Raw genomic sequence first — 20,813 nt, forward strand, 5'->3', positions numbered from 1 at the left:
AAAAGCCCCGGCGTAACCGGGGCTTTTTTGTTGTGCTATTCGTTTGCCGTCACCGTGACGCCCAGCATTGTCGGCAGGGTGTTCGGCGCGCCCATGGCGGCGCCCATGATCATCGGGAAGGGAACCGGCTTTTCCGGTTCGGCCGAGATGGAGAAGCTCTTCGGATTGTCGACGTAGGCGTTGATCGCAGCCGACACCATGTTCTGCAATTCCGGAACGTTCAGCGAAGCCATCATGATGGGCGCCATGCCCTTGATGGTCTGGGAAAGCTGCTCGCTGGTCATGCCCTGCTGGCTTGCAGCGTAGTCGATGGCGCGCTTGGTGATGCTGGCATCTTCGAAGCTGATTTCGGCATTAATGAAGGAAAGCTGCTGCATCAGGCCGAGCATGGCAAGGCCCGCTGCCTGTTCCGCCTGTTCCTTGTTCGGATTTGCAGCCTGCGCCTTCACCGTCTCCTGCATCGATTTGATGAAGGCGAGTGTGTAGCCCGAGAAACCGAACGACATGTTGAGACGGCCGACCTTGTCGAGGTCGATGGCATATTCCTCGACGTCTACGGTGCCGGAGGCGACTTCCCAGCTTCCGCTCATGGTCATGTTGCCGGAAAGGGCCTGCAGATTGAGCTTTTCAATCGCGTCCTTCGTGGCCGGATCGTTGACTTCGCTAAGATCGGCCTTGAAGCCGGATGCATCGAGATCGAAGCCGATCGAGGCCTTGTCGTCGCTGACGGACATCGTTGCGCTGCTTTCCTCGAGCGAGAAAGCCTGCTTGCCGTCGATGGAAACGGAAATCGGACCGCTATGCGCCTCGTCGTAGAACATCAGCGCATCAATCGTGCCCGTCGTCGCATCGGCAGGGATGGTGAGACCCGACATGTAGATGTCGTTGGCCTTGATCTCCACGTTTTCCTGCTTGTAATCGACATTGTCGAAACGCGCGTTCTTGATCTTGTAGCCGCCGTTGTTTTCCTCGACGCCTTCAAGGGTGACGTTGCCGACCGGAATTTTTTTGGCCGGATCGGCAGCTGCATTGAAGGTCACGCCGTTCAGCGTCACCGTGTCGCCGTTGACGGCGACGGACCCGGCGGCGATTTCACCGCCCTGCGCGGCGTAGGCGGCGTTGATCTTTTTCAGAACGTCGCCGCCATCCAGTGCGAATGCCGGTGCGGAAAGCGCGAGAAGCGCGGCACTTGCGAAAAGAATCTGCCGGGTGGATTTCAGTCTCATAGTGTTTCTTCCCTCAATGTGCGGATGTGCACCGTGTTCTAAATGTGAATGGTGACATTTATATTCGCGATTATTCAAAGGTCTACAGGATTTAGATCGATTCGTATGACGGCGGCATTGCGGCATTCGTAACGCAGTTAATAAAAATCCTCACAAAAGGCGTCGTTTCGTCCACAGCCGAGACCCCCGAATTCCTTGCCGGGAATCGGCATTTCCGCTAGTCAAGCACCATGGGAAAAAATCTTGTACCTCCGTCAGGCGGAGACGATAACATTCATCCGGTCGATTTGAAGGCGGCGCTTGAAGAGCGCTACCTCGCTTACGCCTTGTCCACGATCATGCATCGTGCGCTGCCGGATGTGCGCGATGGCCTGAAGCCGGTTCACCGCCGCATCATCCACGCCATGAGCGAAATGGGCATCCGCCCCAACTCGGCTTTCAAGAAATGCGCCCGTATCGTCGGTGACGTTATCGGTAAGTTCCATCCGCATGGCGACCAGTCGGTCTACGATGCGCTGGTGCGTCTTGCGCAGGATTTCTCGCAGCGTTATCCGATCGTGGACGGGCAGGGCAATTTCGGCAATATCGATGGCGACGGCGCCGCCGCCTATCGTTATACCGAAGCACGCATGACCGATGTGGCAGCGCTGCTGCTCGAAGGCATCGGCGAGGACGCGGTTGATTTCCGCGCTACCTATAATGAGGAAGACGAGGAGCCGGTCGTCCTCCCGGGCGCCTTCCCCAATCTGCTTGCCAACGGTGCCTCCGGCATCGCCGTCGGTATGGCGACATCCATCCCGCCGCACAACGCCCATGAACTGTGCGACGCAGCTCTGCATCTCATCAAGCATCCGGATGCGACGGTTGAAAAGCTGGTGGAATTCATTCCCGGCCCCGACCTGCCGACCGGTGGCGTGATCATCGAAAGCCGCGAGAATATTCTCGAAGCCTACAAGACCGGGCGCGGTGGTTTCCGCGTGCGCGCCAAATGGGAAACGGAAGACCTCGGACGTGGCGGCTATCAGATCGTCATCACCGAAATCCCGTTCCAGGTGCAGAAATCGCGGCTGATCGAAAAGATCGCCGAGCTGCTGCTCGCCCGCAAACTGCCGCTGCTTGAGGATGTCCGCGACGAATCGGCCGAAGACGTGCGTATCGTGCTGGTTCCGAAAAACCGCACCGTCGACGCGACGCTGCTGATGGAATCGCTGTTCCGTCTGTCCGACCTTGAAAGCCGCCTGCCGCTCAACATGAACGTATTGTCGCTTGGCAGGGTGCCGAAGGTCATGGCGCTGAACGAGGTGCTGAGCGAATGGCTGGCACACCGCAAGGACGTGCTGGTCCGCCGTTCCCGCCATCGTCTCGCGGCCATTGATCGCAGGCTCGAGATTCTGGGCGGCCTGCTGGTCGCCTATCTCAATCTCGATGAGGTGATCCGTATCATCCGCGAGGAGGACGAGCCGAAACAGGTGATGATGGCCAAGTGGTCGCTCACCGACAATCAGGCCGAAGCCATCCTCAACATGCGTCTGCGCAATCTGCGCAAGCTTGAGGAATTCGAAATCCGCAAGGAGTTCGACGAACTCAGCAGCGAGAAGGCTGAAATCGAGGGGCTGCTCGCCTCCGATGAAAAGCAGTGGCAGACCGTCGCGTGGGAAATCGGCGAAGTCAAAAAGAAATATGCCAAGGCAACCGAGATCGGCCGTCGCCGCACGCAGTTTGCGGATGCGCCGGATGCCGACATCGAGGCCATTCAGCAGGCGATGATCGAAAAGGAACCGGTCACCATCGTCATCTCGCAGAAGGGTTGGATCAGGGCGCTGAAGGGGCATATGTCCGATACGTCGGCTCTGACCTTCAAGGAGGGCGATGGCCCGAAGCTCGCCTTCCCGGCGCAGACGACCGACAAGTTGCTGCTGCTGACCACCGGCGGCAAGGCCTACACGCTCGGCGCCGACAAGCTGCCCGGCGGGCGTGGTCACGGCGAGCCGATCCGCATCATGGTCGATATGGAGAACGATCAGGACATCCTGACGGCCTTCGTCCACGATCCGTCGCGCAAGCTTCTGCTCGTCTCGACTGGCGGCAACGGCTTCATCGTGGCCGAAAGCGAAATGGTCGCAAATACCCGCAAGGGCAAGCAGATCATGAATGTCGCCATGCCTGACGAAGCCAAGCTCGCCGTACCTGTTACGGGCGACCATGTCGCCGTCGTTGGCGAGAACCGCAAGCTTCTGGCCTTCCCGCTGTCGCAGGTGCCGGAAATGTCACGCGGCAAGGGCGTGCGCCTGCAACGCTACAAGGACGGCGGGGTCGTTGATGTGAAATGTTTCGCGCTTGCAGACGGCTTGAGCTGGTCCGACACGGCTGGGCGCCTCTTCACCAAGGTCGGTGAGGAATTGCGCGAATGGCTGGCAGACCGCGCCACCGTTGGCCGCACCGTACCGAAGGGCTTTCCGCGTAGCGGGAAATTTGGCGGGTAAAACCGTCCGACGCTCATAGGCATCCAAGACGCGCCGCATATCGAAAGATGTGCGGCGTTTTCGCTTACTGGAGCGGGATGGTGTGATCGTTGAGAAAACGGTATGCGCCTTCCTCATCAATCTCACCTGCAGCAACATCAAGAACAAAAGCCACGATGTCTGCTTGCTCGGCAATGACTTCAAGTCCGTTGATAAAAAGGAAGGTGTAGGCTGCAAGAAAAGCCGTGCGTTTGTTGCCATCGCAAAACGGATGGTTGCGCGCTACACCGTAAAGATAAGCGGCGGCGAGTTTCAGTGGCTCCTCTTCTCCAAAGGCAGCTTTACGCAATGGACGTGCCAAAGCTGCCTCAAGCGCATTTTCATCCTTGAGGCCCGGCAAGCCACCGTGTTCGGCGAGTTGCTCCTGATGTATAAATTCGACGGCGGCACGGGAGAGCCACTTGATACTGCTCACTTGGCGAGTTCTCTCAGCGCTGTATGGTATTTTTTCATACCACGCCGGGCGGCTTCAAGCTGTTCCCTCAGTTCCGCATGTTCGGGGACGAGTTCGATATTGCCAGCGGTTTCTCGGAGTTCCAGCGCGTCACCAGCCTTGAGACCCATGCGATCCAGAACTTCCTTCGGAATGATGATACCTTCGGAATTACCGATTTTGCGGATCGTAATGTTCATGATGACAGCTCCTGTTATAACTGGCGTTATAACAGGACTGGAATTCGTACACAATGTACGATTTCCGGGGAGTGTCAGTACGACGTTTCCAAACGCGGGTTACTTTTCTTCCGGTGTATAAACCTCCCACCCACGCGGTGTCAGATGCTCCTGCGGGTGGTAGCGGGTCTTGTAGCCCATCTTTTCAGAACCATCGACCCAGTATCCAAGATAGACATGCGGCAGGCCGAGTGCGCGCGTGCGGGTGATGTGATCCATGATCATGAAAGTGCCGAGAGAGCGCTTTTCTAGATCGGGGTTGAAGAAGGAATAGACCATCGACAGCCCGTCGCTCATCACATCGCTCAGCGCTACGGCGAGAAGTTCACCTCGTTTGCTGGAATCGATGCCGGAGCCGGGCTCTCGCACACGGTATTCGATGATGCGGGTGTTCACATGCGTGTCTTCGATCATGATCGCATAGTCTAGCGCCGACATGTCGGACATGCCGCCCGACTGGTGCCGATGGTCGAGATAGCGGCGAAACAGTGAGAACTGTTCGGTGGATGGCTCAGCGGCGTGAACGGTGGCGACGACATCCTTGTTGATGGAGAGAACGCGCCGCATCGATTTCGTCGGCTGGAACTGTTCGGTAAGGATGCGCACCGAAACGCAAGCGCGACAGGTTTCGCACGCCGGGCGATAGGCGATGTTCTGTGAACGCCTGAAGCCGCCCTGGGTGAGAAGGTCGTTCATTTCCGACGCACGCGGGCCGACCAGATGCGTGAAAACCTTCCGCTCCATCTGGTTCGGCAAATAGGGGCAGGTGGCCGGTGCCGTAAGATAGAATTGGGGAGAGGGCGTCGCCTGCGTGTTCATCGAACCGTGATCGCCTCCTGCGTCTGTTGTGAAAGCGCGCCGCGATTTCACGGGGTGCGGCGACGCTTCAAGCGACATGCATAGTGTCACAGAATGGCAAAATGACGGAAAACGTCAACTGCACCATGCGGTATTTGCCTGATATGGAAGCCACGTTTTCGTGGCTTTCCCCTATATCAGTAGGTTCTGACCATGACGGTGCCGAGCAGGAAGTCGTGAACGAGGCGCGAGCGCTCCGTAAACAGGCCTGCAAGCAGGATAAGCGGCGTCAAAACCGAGTTGATGACCCAGAAAAGCGCGATGTGCACGGTCGCCAGAAGGAAATCGATTCGCCGTCCGTCCATACGCGCCATCGCGATTCCCATCGCCCGCATGCCGGGTGAGGCCTGCGACGGGCCACTGAGCGTCACGCCGAAATAAAGGACCGCGACGATGACGAACAAGGCCGGATAGAGGAAGAAGCCGAGACCCAGCGTAATCACGCCGAGAAAGAAGACGATCACGGCGGCTGGAATGCACAGCAAGAGAACGATCGCGTAATCGATCAGGAAAGCGAAGATGCGTCGGCTCAGCACGCCGCTATAGGCGCGCCAGTCGTCCGGTGCGACATAGGTAGGGTTCTGGTCGAGGTTCATCGGTCGTTTTCTCCTGAGAAGACATGACAGCTCGAAATGCGCTTTTCGTCAGCATTCCGTGTCAGCAAACAATATGGGAAGAAAACGACCGAATACAATAAGCGTCCGCTGTCAGCCCTTCGCGAGTTTGCGTGCGGCTTCCACAGCGAAATAGCTCAGAATGCCATCGCAGCCCGCACGCTTGAAACAGAGAAGCGTTTCCATCATCACGCGCTCGCCATCGATCCAGCCATGCATGGCCGCTGCCTTGATCTGGGTATATTCACCGGACACCTGATAGGCGAATGTCGGCAGCCCGAAATTCTCTTTCAGCCGCCAACAGATGTCGAGATAGGGCAGGCCGGGTTTGACCATCAGCATGTCAGCACCTTCTTCCACGTCGAGCGCTGCGTCGCGGATTGCCTCCATACCGTTGGCGGGGCTGATGTAATAGCTGTTCTTGTCCCCCTTCAGCAGTCCGGCCGTCGAAATGGCCTCGCGATACGGACCGTAATAGCCGGAGGAGAATTTCGTGGCATAGGCCATGATGCCGACGTTCTGGTGCCCGGCCGCATCCAGGCCGCGGCGGATGGCGCCAATGCGGCCATCCATCATCTCGGACGGAGAAATAATGTCCGAACCGGCATCGGCCTGAAGGATTGCAGCACGAACGACCTGGTCCACGGTCTCGTCATTGACGATTTCGTCGCCGCGCAGAATGCCGTCATGCCCATGGCTGGTGAAGGGATCGAGCGCAACATCGGTGATCATGCCGATATTCGGAACCGCTTTTTTGACCGCAATGGTCGCCTGATTGATGAGGTTGTTGGCCTCGAGCGCATTCGAGCCGGTCTCGTCACGCAAGTCCATCTCGATATTCGGGAAGGTCGCAATCGCCGGAATGCCGAGATCGGCGGCTTCCTTCGCCGCTTCGACCAGCTTGTCGACGCTCATGCGGTTTACGCCGGGCATCGCCGGTATGGGATCGAGGATGTTGCTGCCCGGCACGATGAAGACCGGCCAGATGAGATCATCGACGGTCAGACGGCTTTCCTGAACCAGACGGCGAGTCCAGTCGGCCTTGCGATTGCGGCGCATGCGGCGATGGCCGGTGATCGCGTCGACCAGATGCGTTTTGTCCTGCATGTAAGAATGTCCTTCGTATCCCACCCAAGTCAGGAAAGCTGCATAACACGAAGCAAGCGCCGTGCGAATGCGACAATGTTTCCCCCTGGACTTCCCCGGCGGGCGAGGGTGCTTTGACAAGGCAAGCCACGGAATTCAATATGGGCTGGTCGCCCGCCCGTCGAAACCGTATCTTCCGGCCATGGAACCTGATTCTCAACCTCTGCCGAAACGTCCGCTGACGGAAATCCTCTTTCTGGTCTTCATGAGGCTGGTCGCGGTTTCCTGTTTCTGGTTCGGCCTGCAATATTGGGCGATGCTGACGGGATATTCTCTCGGCGGGCATGGGCGGTTCGATATGCTTAACCTGCCATGGCGGGTGGCGGGTAGTGCGCTTGCGGTGATTTTCCCGGTCGCGGCGCTCGGTCTCTGGCTCGGCGCCTCCTGGGGGGCGGTCATGTGGGTCTTGGGTGCCGGCACCCAGATCGCCATGTATAAGGTGTGGCCATATATCTTCGGCGCCAACACGCTTGTACCCGTCATGCACGGTCTCGTGGCAACCATTTATATACTATTCCTGGTCGCTTTTTGGCTCGATCAGCGCCAGAATGAAGAGCGCGCAAGAATTGATTTACCATAAGAATAAAGCAATTCAGCCTGGTTTTCGGTTGAATTTTATTGCTAAGTAATTGATTTGTAATGCATGGCGATAAGCCAGTCCCGCTTCGCCACAAGTTTGACCCACTTGAGAAAATGCAGGTAAGCATTTGTTAATCGTAGCTTTTAAGTAGAATTTTATGCGCATTGATTAGGTTCTCACTCAAGGCGGGAGACAAACAAACACACCGCCAAACAAAACAGTGAGGCAGTCATGATCAATAGCAAAGCAAAGCCGCAGGCCGTTGTTGCCGACGCACATGAAGATACCATCCGTTCGCTCTACATGGAGTCGCTGCACCTGGTGGAACGTCTCCACCGCCGCCTCCTCGATGTCATCAAGGACGAGTTCGATCGTCAGGGTCGCGATGACGTCAACGCCGTTCAGGCGCTCCTGCTGTTCAACATCGGCAATTCCGAGCTGACGGCCGGCGAGCTTCGTTCGCGTGGTTATTACCTCGGATCGAACGTCTCATACAACGTCAAGAAGCTGGTAGACCTCGGTCTCATCAACCACCAGCGCTCGCGTGTCGACCGCCGCTCGGTCCGCATCAGCCTGACTGAAAAGGGCCAGGAAATCGCCGAAACGGTTGCTCACCTCTACGAGCGCCACGTCGGCTCGATCGAAAAGGTCGGCGGCATCGGCACTGGCGAGTTCTCCGAAATGAACAAGCTGCTGCAACGCCTCGATCGCTTCTGGAACGACTCGATCGCTTATCGTCTCTAATTCGCGACGGTTTCACTGTTAGAGCCGGGGGCATCGGTTTGCCTCCGGCTTGCGGATTCGCGTTGGAGGCGCCGTTCACCTGTGCGTGTCAAGCCCGGTCTCTCAGGTGCGTTTTCGCCCTGTTTTGCAGGCATACACAGCTTCGTGAGAAAAGGCCCGTGACACGAATTGGCCATATTGATATGGGACCCGCAAAGGTGAAGGAGCCGGCGGTTTCTCCTGCTGTCGTGGCAAGTCCCGACTGTTCTGCCAGACAATAGCGCCCAGACGATGGGTGTTGAGCATTACCGGCCGGCAGACACGTTGTACGTGTTTGTTAATCATATTGATTTAGGCATTGTTGAGAATGCCGAAGAGAGTGGCTGGTAGGTAGAATGACAAAAAAATCCGTTTCCGAATCCGTATCGCGCCGTGCGCTTCTGCGCTCGGCTGTTTCCGTTGGTGTTGCCGCGCTTGCCGCGCCGGCCCTGGCGCAGAATGCGCTCAACGATCTCATGGGCTCATCGCGCCGCGGCAACTGGGATGACCAGTTTGACGCGAATTCGTCGCGTTCCGCCGTTGGCGTCGTTTCCAACAACCCGGTTCTCGGACGGGAAGCGCCTGTCTACATGCAGCAGGCGATCATGCAATATCAGCAGATCGTGCAGAATGGCGGCTGGCCGGACGTGCCCGTCACCCAGCAGCGTCTCCAGATCGGCGTTTCCGATCCGTCCGTTCAGGCGCTTCGCCAGCGACTGATGGTCTCCGGCGACCTGCCGCGCGAAGCTGGCATTTCCAGCGCCTTCGATTCCTACGTCGATGGTGCGTTGAAGCGCTTCCAGGCCCGCCATGGCCTTCCCGCCGATGGTGTCAGCGGCGAATATACGACCAAGGCGCTCAATGTTTCGGCCCAGATCCGTCTGGCGCAGTTGCAGACCAACCTCGTGCGCATCCAATCCATGTCCGGCGATCTCGGTCAGCGTCACCTGATGGTGAACATTCCGGCCGCTGCCATCGAAGCGGTTGAGAATGAGCGCGTCGTCCTGCGCAACACTGCCGTCGTCGGTCGCGCAAGCCGCCCGACGCACGTCATCAATTCCAAGATTTACGAAGTCATCCTCAACCCTTACTGGACAGCGCCGCGCTCGATCGTCGAAAAGGACATCGTGCCGCTGATGCAGAAGGACCCGACCTATCTGGAGCGGAACAACATCCGCCTCATCGACGGCAAGGGACAGGAAGTTTCGCCGACAGCGGTCGACTGGTTTGCGCCAAAGGCACCGAACCTGATGTTCCGCCAGGACCCCGGCAAGATCAACGCCATGTCCTCGACGAAGATCAACTTCCACAATCCCAATAACGAATATATGCACGACACGCCGCAGCAGGGTCTGTTCAACAAGCTGATGCGGTTCGAATCGTCCGGCTGCGTGCGCGTACAGAACGTGCGCGACCTCACGAGCTGGCTGCTGCGCGACACGCCCGGCTGGTCGCGTCAGGAAATGGAACGCGTCATCGCCACCCGCGTCAACACACCGATCAAGCTGGCGCAGGAAGTGCCTGTCTATTTCGTCTACATCACCGCATGGTCAGCGAAGGACGGCGTGGTGCAGTTCCGCGACGACATCTATGAAAAGGACGGCAACGCCGAACTGGCGCTCAACACCACCACCGGCATCGAACAGCCGGCTGGACCCGTCGACGACGACCTGTTGCCGCGCAACTGATCCGGTACTGCCGTCAGGTTTTTATATCGAAGTGAAAGGCCGCACCCCGTCGGGTGCGGCTTTTTTCATTTTCGCTGCTGGTTTTGAAAAAACAGCTGCCGTTTTTTGTCGCAACGTCGCAGTTTGACGGGCAAATCTCGCTGCCCGTATTGCTCTTGGTCGGGCAGGGCGCTAAGACGCCATCGCATTACTGTTTCAGGAGCCTTCACCATGTCGAACACAGATGCTTTCTTCTCCCGTCCGCTTGCCGAAGTCGATCCGGATATTTTCGGCGCGATCGAGAAGGAACTGGGTCGCCAGCGCCACGAGATCGAACTGATCGCCTCGGAAAACATCGTTTCCCGCGCTGTGCTTGAAGCGCAGGGTTCGATCATGACCAACAAATATGCGGAAGGTTATCCGGGCAAGCGTTATTACGGCGGCTGCCAGTTCGTAGACATTGCTGAAGAGCTTGCCATCGAGCGCGCCAAGAAGCTGTTCGGCGTCAACTTCGCCAATGTCCAGCCGAATTCCGGTTCGCAGATGAACCAGGCCGTGTTCCTCGCGCTGCTCCAGCCAGGCGACACCTTCATGGGTCTCGACCTGAACTCCGGAGGCCATCTGACGCACGGTTCGCCGGTCAACATGTCCGGCAAGTGGTTCAACGTCGTGTCTTACGGCGTGCGCGAAGGCGACAACCTGCTCGACATGGACGAGGTGGAGCGCAAGGCCAAGGAAACCCGGCCGAAGCTTATCCTTGCCGGCGGCACCGCCTATTCCCGTATCTGGGACTGGAAGCGCTTCCGCGAGATCGCCGATGAAGTCGGCGCCTATCTGATGGTCGATATGGCCCACATCGCTGGTCTCGTTGCCGGTGGCCAGCATCCGTCGCCGTTCCCGCATTGCCACGTTGCCACCACGACGACGCATAAGTCGCTGCGCGGCCCGCGTGGCGGCATGATCCTCACCAATGACGAGGATTTGGCCAAGAAGTTCAACTCCGCCGTTTTCCCCGGCCTGCAGGGCGGTCCGCTGATGCACGTCATCGCCGCAAAGGCAGTTGCCTTCGGTGAAGCTTTGCAGCCGGAATTCAAGGATTACGCCGCACAGGTCGTCAAGAACGCCAAGGCGCTTGCCGAAACGCTGATCGAAGGCGGTCTTGATGTCGTCTCCGGCGGCACCGACAACCACCTGATGCTGGTTGACCTTCGCAAGAAGAACGCCACCGGCAAGCGTGCGGAAGCAGCCCTTGGCCGCGCTTACGTCACCTGCAACAAGAACGGCATTCCTTTCGATCCGGAAAAGCCCTTCGTCACCTCTGGTGTGCGTCTCGGCACGCCGGCCGGCACCACGCGCGGTTTCAAGGAAGCGGAATTCCGCGAAATCGGCAAGCTGATCGTCGAGGTTCTCGATGGTCTTAAGGTCGCCAATTCGGATGAGGGCAACGCTGCCGTTGAAGCTGCGGTGCGCGAAAAGGTCGTCGGCCTGACTGACCGTTTCCCGATGTATCCGTACATGTAAGGACGTAAAAAGATGCGCTGCCCATTTTGCGGTTCCGAAGACACACAGGTCAAGGACTCGCGTCCGGCGGAGGATAACACCTCCATCCGCCGGCGGCGCATCTGCCCCGATTGCGGCGGCCGCTTCACGACCTATGAGCGCGTGCAACTGCGCGAGCTGATGGTCATCAAGAAAAGCGGCCGCAAGCTGCCCTTCGACCGGGAAAAGCTGGTGCGATCCTTCGAGATCGCGCTACGCAAACGCCCGGTTGACCGGGACCGGATCGAGCGGGCCGTCTCCGGCATTGCTCGCCGTCTGGAAAGTTCCGGCGAGACGGAAATCCCCTCGGAAGAAATCGGCCTCCAGGTACTTGAAGCGCTGAAGAGCCTCGATGACGTGGCCTTCGTACGCTACGCCTCGGTCTATCGCGATTTCAGTCATGCCGAGGATTTCGAGAACGTGATTGCCGAAATCAACGCCAAGATCGCCCGAGATACAGACGCCGGAGCATAGACGTGACGAGCCGCGCCGATGACGAAAAATTCATGGCCCGGGCAATCGAGGTTTCCCTGCGCCATCAGGGTCAAACCCAGACCAATCCCTCCGTCGGTTGCGTTCTCGTCAAGGACGGAAAAATCATCGCCGAAGCGGTGACCGCAATTGGCGGCCGCCCCCATGCCGAACGCCAGGCGCTGGAAATCGCCGGCGAAGCGGCGCGCGGTGCAACAGCCTATGTCACCCTCGAACCCTGCTCACACTGGGGCAAGACGCCGCCCTGCGCCAATGCGCTGGTTGAATACGGCGTGGCCCGTGTCGTGGTAGCGGTTGACGACCCGGACGAGCGTGTTTCCGGTCGCGGTTACTCCATCCTGCGGGAGGCGGGCATTGTCGTGGAAACCGGCCTGCTGCGCGAACAAGGCAAGAGAGCGCTTGCGGGTTACCTCACACGCCAGGTGAAAAAACGCCCGCATGTGATTCTGAAGCTTGCCATTTCTGCCGATGGCATGATCGGCAGACAAGGGGAGGGGCAGGTAGCGATCACCGGTCCGCAGGCCAGGCACGCCGTGCATGAACTGAGAGCGCGCTGCGATTGCATCCTCGTGGGCATCCGTACCGCGATAGCGGACGATCCGGAACTGACCGTTCGAATTGCAGGTCTCGAAGATCGTTCTCCGGTCCGAATCGTGCTTGATCGCAAGTTTGAACTACCGTTGACGTCTAAGCTGGTTGATAGTGCACGCGAAGTGCCGGTAATCGTCGCGGCGTTATCCCCCTCTGCCCTGCCGGGTATCTTGCCCTCAAGGGGGGAGATGCCCGGCAGGTCAGAGGGGGGTAGCCACGACCGTCGCCAACAACTGACCGACGCAGGCGTGGAAATCCTTCAAGCACCAACCCTCGAGAACCTCCTTCACATTCTCGCTGAACGCGGCATGTCGGAACTTCTGGTCGAAGGCGGCGCTTTTGCCGCAAAATCGTTCCTTGAAGCTGATCTGGTGGACCGTATCATGCTGTTTGAAAGCCCGGTCGTGGTTGGTGAAGGCGGGATTGAAACGCCGCTCAGCCGTGCCGATATTCCGGGCGATTATGTTTTGGTCAGCGAAACCGCCTACGGGCCGGATCGCTGCTTCGATTATGAAAGGCCGCTTTGATGTTTACCGGAATTGTCACCGACGTTGGAACCGTGTCCGAGCTGGAAGCTTTGGCGGAAGGCATTCGTCTGCGGGTGGCGACCAATTACGATCCCAAGACCATCGATATGGGCGCATCGATCTCCCATGGCGGCGTCTGCCTGACGGTGACCAAACTGCCGGAAGACGGCAGCAACGAGCGCTGGTACGAGGTCGAGGCCTGGGAAGAGGCATTGCGCCTGACGACGATTGCGGGCTGGCAGAAGGGCACGCATGTCAATCTGGAGCGCGCCCTGAAGATTGGCGACGAGCTTGGCGGTCACATCGTTTCCGGCCATGTCGATGGCAAGGCGGAGATTCTGTCGGTCGAGCCGGAAGGCGAGGCGGTCCGTATCCGCCTGCGCGCGCCCGACCATCTGGCGAAATTCGTGGCGCCCAAGGGTTCCATTGCACTCGATGGCACTTCTCTGACTGTCAATGCGGTCGACGGAACGGATTTCGACGTACTCCTGATCCGCCATACGCTCACAGTCACCACATGGGGTGAGCGCCAACCGGGTGATTTCGTCAATTTCGAAGTCGACACCATGGCGCGATATGCCGCAAGGCTTGCGGAGTTCCCCTCGGCGTAACAACGTTCGGCATTTATCGTGCTGAAATACACTCCCGGCCTTGAGCCGGTATCCAACCAGCCCAAATCCTTGGGCTGAAAGCACTTTCTTCGCCGCGCAGATGCCCGTGACTGGATCCTGTGTCAGCTTACAGTCCTCCGCCATCGCGACAAATCAGTTGTTGTCCCGCACTCCGCTTTCGATTGACGGGCAAACACTGTAAAGACGTCCTTAGGCCCAAACGGGTAGGGGGATTACGACATGCCGTCTTTCGAACTGCTGACAGCCTTTTTCATCACTACCGCCCTGTTTGCCTATATTCCCGGCCCGGCCATGCTTTATGCGGCGGCGCAGACCATGGCGCGCGGCCGGTTTGCCGGGCTGATGGCGGTGCTTGGCATCCATGTCGGCTGCTATTTCCATATCGTTGCCTCTGCGGCGGGGCTTTCGGTGCTGTTCCAGGCGGTGCCGTGGCTTTATCTGGCCGTGAAGCTGTGTGGCGCGCTGTATCTCATCTGGCTCGGTTTCTCGATGCTGCGCAGCAAGCTTGAAGGTGAGGCCGTCAATCTGACCATCGAACCGAAATCGGCAAGGCGCGCCTTTATCGACAGCATTATCGTCGACGTGCTCAATCCGAAGACGGCGCTGTTCTTTCTGGCGTTTCTGCCGCAATTCGTTGATCCGGCGGCGGCCTTTCCGATCTGGCTGCAATTGCTGATCCTCGGTATCGCCGTCAATTTCATTTTTTCCTCCGCCGATCTCGTTGGCGTGCTTCTGGCGGGCGCGATGGTCGGGAGGCTCAAGCGTTCCAGCAGGGTGCAGGTGCTTGCCCGTCGCACTGCGGGAACGGTGCTGATGGGGCTTGGCGTGCATCTGGCTTTCCAGAAAACCTGATTTCCGTAAGCCGCGCCGGATAAGGCGAAAACCTGGGCAATTGTCTTGCAAACGGGGCCTCTTGCGCGGGTGACACATGAAATTACTTGCCAAAAACGGCCAGCCGTGGTTTGACCGCCGCAAAAGCCGGTATGATCCGGCCCGAACCTTTTCAGGAAAATCCCATGTCCAAACCCCATCTCCTTATCGTGGAAGCACGCTTTTACGACGATATGGCAGACGCTCTTCTCGAAGGCGCGAAGTTCGCGCTGGATGAGGCTGGCGCAACCTATGACATCATCACCGTTCCCGGCGCGCTCGAAATCCCCGCTGCCATTGCCATGGCGCTGGATGGCGGCGACAACGAAGGTACGGAATATGATGGTTTCGTAGCGCTCGGCATGGTCATTCGTGGCGAGACCTACCACTTCGACATCGTTTCCAACGAATCCTCCCGCGCCCTGATGGATCTCGCCGTCAGCGAATCGCTGGCCATCGGCAACGGCATCCTCACCGTCGAAAACGACGATCAGGCATGGGCACGTGTTCGCCGTTCTGACAAGGACAAGGGCGGTTTTGCGGCCCGCGCGGCGCTGACGATGATCGAGCTCAAGAAAAAACTGGGTGGCTGAACGCATGTCGGATGTTGAAAATGGCGGCGAACCGCGCCAGCCTTCGGTAAAGCCCGCCAACCAGCGTGGCGCTGCGCGCCTCGCGGCTGTGCAGGCACTTTATCAGATGGATGTCGGCGGCACCGGCGTGATGGAAGTCGTGGCGGAATACGAGGCACATCGTCTCGGTCAGGAAGTCGATGGCGATACCTATCTGAAGGCCGATCCTTCCTGGTTCCGTTCCATCGTGTCCGGCGTCGTCCGCGATCAGACGAAGATCGACCCACTGGTGCGCTCCGCACTTCTGGAAGACTGGCCGCTGTCGCGTCTCGATGCCACCGTTCGCGCTATCCTGCGTGCCGGCGCTTTCGAGATTCTGGAGCGCAAGGACGTGCCGGTCGCCGTCATCGTCACGGAATATGTCGAAATCGCCCGTGCTTTCTTCGAGCATGACGAGCCGAAGCTGGTGAACGCGGTTCTGGACCGCATTGCCAAGCAGGTGCGCGGCGAGGCAAAACGCTGAAATACGTTAGGTGAGGAAGATATGAGCGCCGTTTCCGTCCCCGGACTTGAAGTTCAACTGGACGAGGCGAAGCGCAACGTCTTCCTCCTGACCGCCGCACAGGCGATCATGGGCTCGGCAGCACCTATGAGCTTCTCGGTCGGCGCGCTTGCCGGTTACCAGTTGCTCGGGGCTGACAAGTCGCTGGCAACGGCGCCGCTTACCGGTTTCAACATCGGCGTGGCGCTGGGCGCCATCTGCGTTGCCGCAGCATCGCGTTTTCTCGGCCGCAAGGCGGGCTTCATGGTCGGCGCGCTGATGTGCTCCATCGGCGGCGGCATTGCTGCGGTGGCACTCTTCCGCTCCGACTTCTGGCTGTTTGCGATCGGCCTGCTGCTGATCGGCATTTCCGGCGGCTTCACGCAGAAAATCCGCTTTGCTGCTGCCGACGCATCCCCCTCTTTCTACAAGCCGAAAGCCATTTCCTGGATATTGGCGGGTGGCATCGTCTCGGCGATCATCGGGCCGCAGCTTGCCATTTTCGGCAAGGATGTCTTCGCACCGGTCACCTTCGCCGGTGCTTTCATCGCGCTGGTGCCGCTCGGCATCATCGCGATTGCCATTCTGGCATTCCTGAAATTGCCGGACCCGAAGGCCGCCTCTATCCACGCGCAGGCGGCACGGCCTTTGTCGGAAATTGTGCGCACGCACCGGTTTGTCACCGGCATGGTCTGCGGCATCGGTTCCTATGCGTTGATGACCTTCATGATGACCGGCGCGCCGCTCGCCATGGTGGTCGGCTGCGGGTTTCCCACCGAACTTGCGACGCTCGGCATCCAGTGGCACGTTCTCGCCATGTTCGGCCCGAGTTTCTTCACCGGTATGTTGATTGCGCGATTCGGCGCGGAAAAAATCGTTGCAGCCGGTCTCGTCGTGCTGATGGCCTGCGCCATCATCGCCCATATGGGCATCGAATTGTGGAATTTCTGGGCGGCGCTCATTCTCCTCGGTCTCGGCTGGAATTTCGGCTTCATCGGCGCCACCGCCATCATCACCTCGAGCTACCGCCCGCATGAGGCAGACAAGGTACAGGGCTTTCACGATATCGTGCTGTTCGGCACGGTAGCGCTGTCGTCCTTCTCTTCCGGCAAGGTGTTTACGGCTTGGGGCTGGTCGGTCATGAACCTCGTCATCTGGCCGGTTGCGGGCCTTTGCCTCCTGCTGGTGGTGTCGCTGCTGCTGACCCCGCGCAGAAACGCCGCGTAAGATCAGCTTCGATCTCTACCCCTTTCATGTTTCAGGCAAATTTGTGGGCTTGACGCCACGCCTTTCGCCAACGCAATCTTGCCGCGCAGGTCATTTTTCCTTGGGAGGGGAATAATGGCCACGACAGGACAGGCCGCGGATTTGATCGCCCCTGTCCTTGCACATGGTTCGCCACGCCGGGGAGGGAGTGAGACCCGGCCTTTTGGGAGGTAAGTGCGCATGACCGTAATACCCATAGTGATTTTATGTGGGGTCCTGTCCGTGGTTTACGCGGCATGGACGACCAGGAGCGTTCTCGCTGCCGATCAGGGCAACGAGCGTATGCGTGAAATAGCAGGTTTTATCCGTGAAGGTGCGCAGGCTTATCTCACCCGTCAATATCTCACCATCGCCATCGTCGGATTGATCGTCGCCGTTCTCGCCTGGTATCTGCTGTCGGCTCTCGCGGCCATAGGGTTCATCATCGGCGCCGTGCTTTCGGGTGCTGCCGGTTTCATCGGCATGCATGTCTCCGTCCGTGCCAATCTGCGCACCGCACAAGCCGCATCCCACAGCCTTGCCGCCGGTCTCGACATCGCGTTCAAGTCGGGCGCCATCACCGGCATGCTGGTGGCGGGCCTGGCGCTGCTTGGCGTATCCATCTATTATTACGTCCTAACCTCGGTGCTCGGCCATGCGGCTGGTTCGCGTGAGGTGATCGATGCGCTGGTGTCGCTCGGTTTCGGCGCTTCGCTGATCTCCATCTTCGCCCGTCTCGGCGGTGGCATCTTCACCAAGGGTGCAGATGTCGGCGGCGATCTCGTCGGCAAGGTCGAAGCAGGCATTCCAGAGGATGATCCCCGCAACCCGGCAACCATCGCCGACAATGTCGGCGACAATGTCGGCGATTGCGCCGGCATGGCGGCCGACCTTTTCGAGACCTATGCCGTCTCGGTGGTCGCAACCATGGTGCTTGCGGCGATCTTCTTTGCCGGAACGCCGATACTGGAAAGCGCGATGGTCTATCCGCTGGCCATTTGCGGCGCCTGCATCCTGACCTCGATTGCCGGCACCTTCTTCGTCAAGCTCGGCACCAACAACTCCATCATGGGCGCTCTCTATAAAGGGCTGATTGCCACCGGCGTCTTCTCGATTGCGGGTCTTGCCGTGGCAACTTACGCGACCGTGGGCTGGGGTACCATCGGCACGGTGGCCGGAATGGAGATTACCGGCACAAACCTCTTCCTGTGCGGGCTGGTCGGCCTTGTGGTGACGGCGCTGATCGTCGTCATCACCGAATATTATACCGGCACCAACAAACGGCCGGTCAATTCCATCGCACAGGCTTCGGTCACGGGCCACGGCACCAACGTCATCCAGGGTCTTGCAGTCTCGCTGGAATCGACGGCGCTGCCGGCGCTCGTCATCGTCGGCGGCATCATCGGCACCTACCAGCTCGGTGGCCTGTTCGGCACCGGCATCGCGGTCACCGCCATGCTTGGTCTGGCGGGCATGATCGTGGCGCTCGACGCCTTCGGTCCGGTGACGGACAATGCCGGCGGCATTGCCGAAATGGCCGGTCTCGACCCGGATGTGCGTAAGGCGACCGACGCGCTGGATGCCGTCGGCAACACCACCAAGGCCGTGACCAAGGGTTACGCCATCGGCTCTGCCGGTCTCGGCGCGCTGGTGCTGTTTGCCGCCTATTCCAACGACCTGTCCTATTTCGCTGCCAATGGCGATACCTATCCTTACTTCAAGGATATCGGCGAAATATCCTTCAGCCTTGCCAATCCTTACGTCGTTGCCGGTCTGCTGTTCGGCGGCCTCATTCCGTATCTCTTTGGCGGCATCGCCATGACGGCGGTGGGCAAGGCGGCAAGCTCGATCGTCGAGGAAGTTCGCCGCCAGTTCCGCGAAAAGCCTGGCATCATGGCAGGAACGGAAAAACCGGACTACGGCAGGGCGGTCGATCTTTTGACCAAAGCGGCGATCAAGGAGATGATCATTCCGTCGCTGCTGCCGGTTCTGGCGCCGCTCGTCGTTTATTTCGGCGTGCTGCTTATCTCAGGTTCCAAGGCCTCCGCCTTTGCCGCACTCGGTGCATCGCTGCTTGGCGTCATCATCAACGGCCTGTTCGTGGCGATTTCCATGACCTCCGGTGGTGGCGCGTGGGATAACGCCAAGAAAAGCTTCGAGGATGGCTTCATCGACAAGGACGGCGTGCGCCACGTCAAGGGTTCGGACGCCCACAAGGCGTCGGTTACGGGCGATACAGTGGGCGATCCCTACAAGGATACTGCCGGCCCCGCCGTCAACCCGGCCATCAAGATCACCAACATCGTGGCGCTGCTGCTGCTTGCGGTTCTTGCCCACTGAAGGCTGAGGTTCCGACGAATGAAAAAGGCCCGGGGAGCGATCCCCGGGCCTTTGAATTTCCGTTCCGTCTTCCGATCAGGGGGTGTTGCCGCCCTGGCCGAGAATGCTCTTGGCGATGTTGGCGCCCGAGGTGCCGCCGGACAGCAGCTGCTGCAGGAAGGTGAGATCCTTGCCGCCTGTCGGGGTGGTACGCGAAATCGTGTCGAAGACCTTGCCGTCCTGCAGCGCGTAATTGGCCTTACGCTCGATTACGCCGTCCTTGTTGAAATAGATCGCGAGAATGTTCTGTTCGACCAGCGTCGGCTTCATGAAAGCGGCGCGGCGCACGCGCTTCTGCGAGATGTAATAGAAAACCTCGTTGCCGAAGGTCGCCGTGGTGGAGGGCGTGCCCATGGTCAGCAGAACCTGCTCGCGGCTGGAACCTTCCGGGATCAGCTGAAGCGACTGCTCGTCCATGACGTAGCCGTTGTGGAACACATCGGTGGTGCTGGTGCAGGCGGAAAGCAGGGTGGACGCGACGACGATTGCGATGGCGGTCTTGCCCAGAATTTTGCCGTGACTTGCGGATTTCTGCTTGCTCAACTGCTTTTCCCCGACTGCGATCATGAATGGCACCTTCCGGCATTGCGTGGTGCACAGTGTCTGTGCACATGATTGTGTCAATCCGGGGACGGAAAATCCCGATCACCCCCCAAATTCAATGCTTTCACGGCCTTTGGAAACTCCTCCGGTCTCTTAGACTGTTTCAGCCGAAAGACGAACGTGACCGCGACAGCATTGCAATTCGTGGATGCTTCGGTAAACCAGCTTTGGCGATCATGCAACAAGTGCGATAGGCGGGTGAGCGAATTCACCAGCCCCGTTCGGAAAAAAACGATGATATTCGGGCTGTTCAGACAGAAAAACAACAACCGCGCCATAGTAGACCGGCAATATGCGATCCTGACGGCTGCGGCCCGCACGCCCGCTTTTTATCTTGATCTCGGCGTTCCAGACACCGTGATGGGCCGCTTCGAGATGCTGTCGATCATCATGATTCTCTATTTCCGCCGCACCAAATCCTCCGGTGTGAGCGGGCAGGAAATCGCGCAGGAGATCGTCGACGCCTTTTTTCAGGATATCGACCATTCCATCCGTGAGCTCGGCATTGGCGACCAGGGCGTGCCGAAGCGGATGAAGAAATTTGCCGGCATGTTCTACGGGCGGCTCGAATCCTATGCGGCGGCGCTGGATGCATCCGACCCCGTTGCCCTTGCCGCAGCGCTCCGGCGCAATATATACCCCCAGACAGATGAGAAGGCACCGGAACTGGACGGGCTTGCGGGCTGGATGATGGATGCGTCTTCCACCCTTTCCGCAGGCTCCGAAGAAACGATAGCAACCGGAAGCCTGAAGCTGCCTTTGCCTGGACTATGAG

General features: G+C 58.9%; 21 protein-coding genes. 14 read left to right on the plus strand and 7 right to left on the minus strand.

From position 1 onward, the window contains the following. Positions 1-35: 35 nt before the first annotated feature. The gene (locus tag CRP02_RS16875) at positions 36-1,226 is read right to left on the minus strand and encodes a hypothetical protein (RefSeq protein ID WP_097171785.1); all 1,191 of its coding nucleotides are present in this window, start codon (positions 1,224-1,226) and stop codon (positions 36-38) included. Between the two features lie 230 nt (positions 1,227-1,456). On the opposite strand from CRP02_RS16875, the gene parC reads away from it, so the two are divergent. Next, positions 1,457-3,709 (plus strand): DNA topoisomerase IV subunit A, encoded by a 2,253-nt coding sequence (parC, locus tag CRP02_RS16880; RefSeq protein ID WP_013635880.1) that lies wholly within the window; start codon positions 1,457-1,459, stop codon positions 3,707-3,709. A 64-nt stretch (positions 3,710-3,773) separates the two neighbouring features. On the opposite strand, the gene CRP02_RS16885 is transcribed toward parC, so the two are convergent. From CRP02_RS16885 to hemB, 5 genes are all read right to left on the minus strand, one after another. Continuing rightward, the gene (locus CRP02_RS16885) at positions 3,774-4,163 is read right to left on the minus strand and encodes a type II toxin-antitoxin system death-on-curing family toxin (RefSeq protein ID WP_097171786.1); all 390 of its coding nucleotides are present in this window, start codon (positions 4,161-4,163) and stop codon (positions 3,774-3,776) included. Further along, positions 4,160-4,381: an AbrB/MazE/SpoVT family DNA-binding domain-containing protein gene (locus CRP02_RS16890; protein ID WP_059752528.1), complete on the minus strand. Its 222-nt coding sequence runs from the start codon at positions 4,379-4,381 to the stop codon at positions 4,160-4,162. The genes CRP02_RS16885 and CRP02_RS16890 overlap by 4 nt, the downstream gene beginning before the upstream one ends. 99 nt (positions 4,382-4,480) lie before the next feature. Next, on the minus strand, positions 4,481-5,239 hold the full coding sequence (locus CRP02_RS16895; RefSeq protein WP_097102198.1) for an arginyltransferase: 759 nt from the start codon (positions 5,237-5,239) through the stop codon (positions 4,481-4,483). 176 nt (positions 5,240-5,415) lie between these two features. Then, positions 5,416-5,874, minus strand: a complete 459-nt coding sequence (locus CRP02_RS16900; RefSeq protein WP_097102200.1) for an RDD family protein — start codon at positions 5,872-5,874, stop codon at positions 5,416-5,418. A gap of 111 nt (positions 5,875-5,985) precedes the next feature. After that, positions 5,986-6,999: a porphobilinogen synthase gene (gene hemB, locus CRP02_RS16905; protein WP_003512495.1), complete on the minus strand. Its 1,014-nt coding sequence runs from the start codon at positions 6,997-6,999 to the stop codon at positions 5,986-5,988. A gap of 181 nt (positions 7,000-7,180) precedes the next feature. On the opposite strand from hemB, the gene CRP02_RS16910 reads away from it, so the two are divergent. The 12 genes from CRP02_RS16910 (at position 7,181) to CRP02_RS16965 (ending at position 19,396) form a co-directional block, all read left to right on the plus strand. Continuing rightward, a complete protein-coding gene (locus CRP02_RS16910; protein ID WP_003512497.1) occupies positions 7,181-7,618 on the plus strand; it encodes a DUF6163 family protein in 438 nt (145 codons plus the stop codon). Between the two features lie 234 nt (positions 7,619-7,852). After that, complete coding sequence (gene ldtR / locus CRP02_RS16915; protein WP_025593036.1) at positions 7,853-8,362, plus strand: transcriptional regulator LdtR; 510 nt, start codon at positions 7,853-7,855, stop codon at positions 8,360-8,362. 374 nt (positions 8,363-8,736) lie between these two features. After that, entirely contained in the window at positions 8,737-10,068 is a 1,332-nt protein-coding gene (locus tag CRP02_RS16920) for a L,D-transpeptidase family protein (RefSeq protein ID WP_003512501.1), read from the plus strand. A gap of 210 nt (positions 10,069-10,278) precedes the next feature. Next, positions 10,279-11,568: a serine hydroxymethyltransferase gene (glyA, locus tag CRP02_RS16925; RefSeq protein ID WP_003512506.1), complete on the plus strand. Its 1,290-nt coding sequence runs from the start codon at positions 10,279-10,281 to the stop codon at positions 11,566-11,568. Between the two features lie 12 nt (positions 11,569-11,580). After that, complete coding sequence (gene nrdR / locus CRP02_RS16930; protein WP_003512508.1) at positions 11,581-12,060, plus strand: transcriptional regulator NrdR; 480 nt, start codon at positions 11,581-11,583, stop codon at positions 12,058-12,060. 2 nt (positions 12,061-12,062) lie between these two features. Then, a complete protein-coding gene (gene ribD, locus CRP02_RS16935) occupies positions 12,063-13,196 on the plus strand; it encodes a bifunctional diaminohydroxyphosphoribosylaminopyrimidine deaminase/5-amino-6-(5-phosphoribosylamino)uracil reductase RibD (RefSeq protein WP_097171788.1) in 1,134 nt (377 codons plus the stop codon). Next, entirely contained in the window at positions 13,196-13,807 is a 612-nt protein-coding gene (locus CRP02_RS16940; RefSeq protein WP_003512512.1) for a riboflavin synthase, read from the plus strand. The genes ribD and CRP02_RS16940 overlap by 1 nt, the downstream gene beginning before the upstream one ends. A gap of 240 nt (positions 13,808-14,047) precedes the next feature. Beyond that, positions 14,048-14,680 (plus strand): LysE family translocator, encoded by a 633-nt coding sequence (locus CRP02_RS16945; RefSeq protein ID WP_065658050.1) that lies wholly within the window; start codon positions 14,048-14,050, stop codon positions 14,678-14,680. A gap of 164 nt (positions 14,681-14,844) precedes the next feature. Then, positions 14,845-15,291 (plus strand): 6,7-dimethyl-8-ribityllumazine synthase, encoded by a 447-nt coding sequence (gene ribH / locus CRP02_RS16950; RefSeq protein WP_013635886.1) that lies wholly within the window; start codon positions 14,845-14,847, stop codon positions 15,289-15,291. Positions 15,292-15,295: 4 nt separating this feature from the next. Beyond that, positions 15,296-15,793 carry a transcription antitermination factor NusB gene (gene nusB, locus CRP02_RS16955; protein ID WP_013635887.1) on the plus strand — a complete coding sequence of 166 codons (498 nt, stop codon included), beginning with the start codon at positions 15,296-15,298 and terminating at the stop codon, positions 15,791-15,793. Between the two features lie 21 nt (positions 15,794-15,814). Then, positions 15,815-17,038 carry an MFS transporter gene (locus tag CRP02_RS16960; RefSeq protein ID WP_097171789.1) on the plus strand — a complete coding sequence of 408 codons (1,224 nt, stop codon included), beginning with the start codon at positions 15,815-15,817 and terminating at the stop codon, positions 17,036-17,038. A 219-nt stretch (positions 17,039-17,257) separates the two neighbouring features. Further along, positions 17,258-19,396 (plus strand): sodium-translocating pyrophosphatase, encoded by a 2,139-nt coding sequence (locus tag CRP02_RS16965; RefSeq protein WP_097171790.1) that lies wholly within the window; start codon positions 17,258-17,260, stop codon positions 19,394-19,396. 75 nt (positions 19,397-19,471) lie between these two features. Here the strand turns inward: CRP02_RS16965 and CRP02_RS16970 are convergent, their stop codons facing one another. Continuing rightward, the gene (locus CRP02_RS16970; RefSeq protein ID WP_003512524.1) at positions 19,472-20,002 is read right to left on the minus strand and encodes an outer membrane protein assembly factor BamE; all 531 of its coding nucleotides are present in this window, start codon (positions 20,000-20,002) and stop codon (positions 19,472-19,474) included. 270 nt (positions 20,003-20,272) lie between these two features. On the opposite strand from CRP02_RS16970, the gene CRP02_RS16975 reads away from it, so the two are divergent. Beyond that, positions 20,273-20,812, plus strand: coding sequence for a ubiquinol-cytochrome C chaperone family protein (locus tag CRP02_RS16975; protein WP_097102214.1), 540 nt, complete (start codon positions 20,273-20,275; stop codon positions 20,810-20,812). The last annotated feature ends 1 nt before the right edge of the window (position 20,813 follow it).

This window comes from Rhizobium sp. AN5, assembly GCF_900215255.1.
Lineage (GTDB): Bacteria > Pseudomonadota > Alphaproteobacteria > Rhizobiales > Rhizobiaceae > Agrobacterium > Agrobacterium tumefaciens.

Bases quoted from the DNA above. Each gene is read 5' to 3' on its own strand.
- CRP02_RS16875 (WP_097171785.1), bottom strand. From the start codon at position 1,226: ATGAGACTGAAATCCACCCGGCAGATTCTTTTCGCAAGTGCCGCGCTT.
- parC (WP_013635880.1), top strand. From the start codon at position 1,457: ATGGGAAAAAATCTTGTACCTCCGTCAGGCGGAGACGATAACATTCAT.
- CRP02_RS16890 (WP_059752528.1), bottom strand. From the start codon at position 4,381: ATGAACATTACGATCCGCAAAATCGGTAATTCCGAAGGTATCATCATT.
- CRP02_RS16895 (WP_097102198.1), bottom strand. From the start codon at position 5,239: ATGAACACGCAGGCGACGCCCTCTCCCCAATTCTATCTTACGGCACCG.
- CRP02_RS16900 (WP_097102200.1), bottom strand. From the start codon at position 5,874: ATGAACCTCGACCAGAACCCTACCTATGTCGCACCGGACGACTGGCGC.
- hemB (WP_003512495.1), bottom strand. From the start codon at position 6,999: ATGCAGGACAAAACGCATCTGGTCGACGCGATCACCGGCCATCGCCGC.
- CRP02_RS16910 (WP_003512497.1), top strand. From the start codon at position 7,181: ATGGAACCTGATTCTCAACCTCTGCCGAAACGTCCGCTGACGGAAATC.
- CRP02_RS16920 (WP_003512501.1), top strand. From the start codon at position 8,737: ATGACAAAAAAATCCGTTTCCGAATCCGTATCGCGCCGTGCGCTTCTG.
- glyA (WP_003512506.1), top strand. From the start codon at position 10,279: ATGTCGAACACAGATGCTTTCTTCTCCCGTCCGCTTGCCGAAGTCGAT.
- nrdR (WP_003512508.1), top strand. From the start codon at position 11,581: ATGCGCTGCCCATTTTGCGGTTCCGAAGACACACAGGTCAAGGACTCG.
- CRP02_RS16940 (WP_003512512.1), top strand. From the start codon at position 13,196: ATGTTTACCGGAATTGTCACCGACGTTGGAACCGTGTCCGAGCTGGAA.
- CRP02_RS16945 (WP_065658050.1), top strand. From the start codon at position 14,048: ATGCCGTCTTTCGAACTGCTGACAGCCTTTTTCATCACTACCGCCCTG.
- ribH (WP_013635886.1), top strand. From the start codon at position 14,845: ATGTCCAAACCCCATCTCCTTATCGTGGAAGCACGCTTTTACGACGAT.
- nusB (WP_013635887.1), top strand. From the start codon at position 15,296: ATGTCGGATGTTGAAAATGGCGGCGAACCGCGCCAGCCTTCGGTAAAG.
- CRP02_RS16960 (WP_097171789.1), top strand. From the start codon at position 15,815: ATGAGCGCCGTTTCCGTCCCCGGACTTGAAGTTCAACTGGACGAGGCG.
- CRP02_RS16965 (WP_097171790.1), top strand. From the start codon at position 17,258: ATGACCGTAATACCCATAGTGATTTTATGTGGGGTCCTGTCCGTGGTT.
- CRP02_RS16970 (WP_003512524.1), bottom strand. From the start codon at position 20,002: ATGATCGCAGTCGGGGAAAAGCAGTTGAGCAAGCAGAAATCCGCAAGT.
- CRP02_RS16975 (WP_097102214.1), top strand. From the start codon at position 20,273: ATGATATTCGGGCTGTTCAGACAGAAAAACAACAACCGCGCCATAGTA.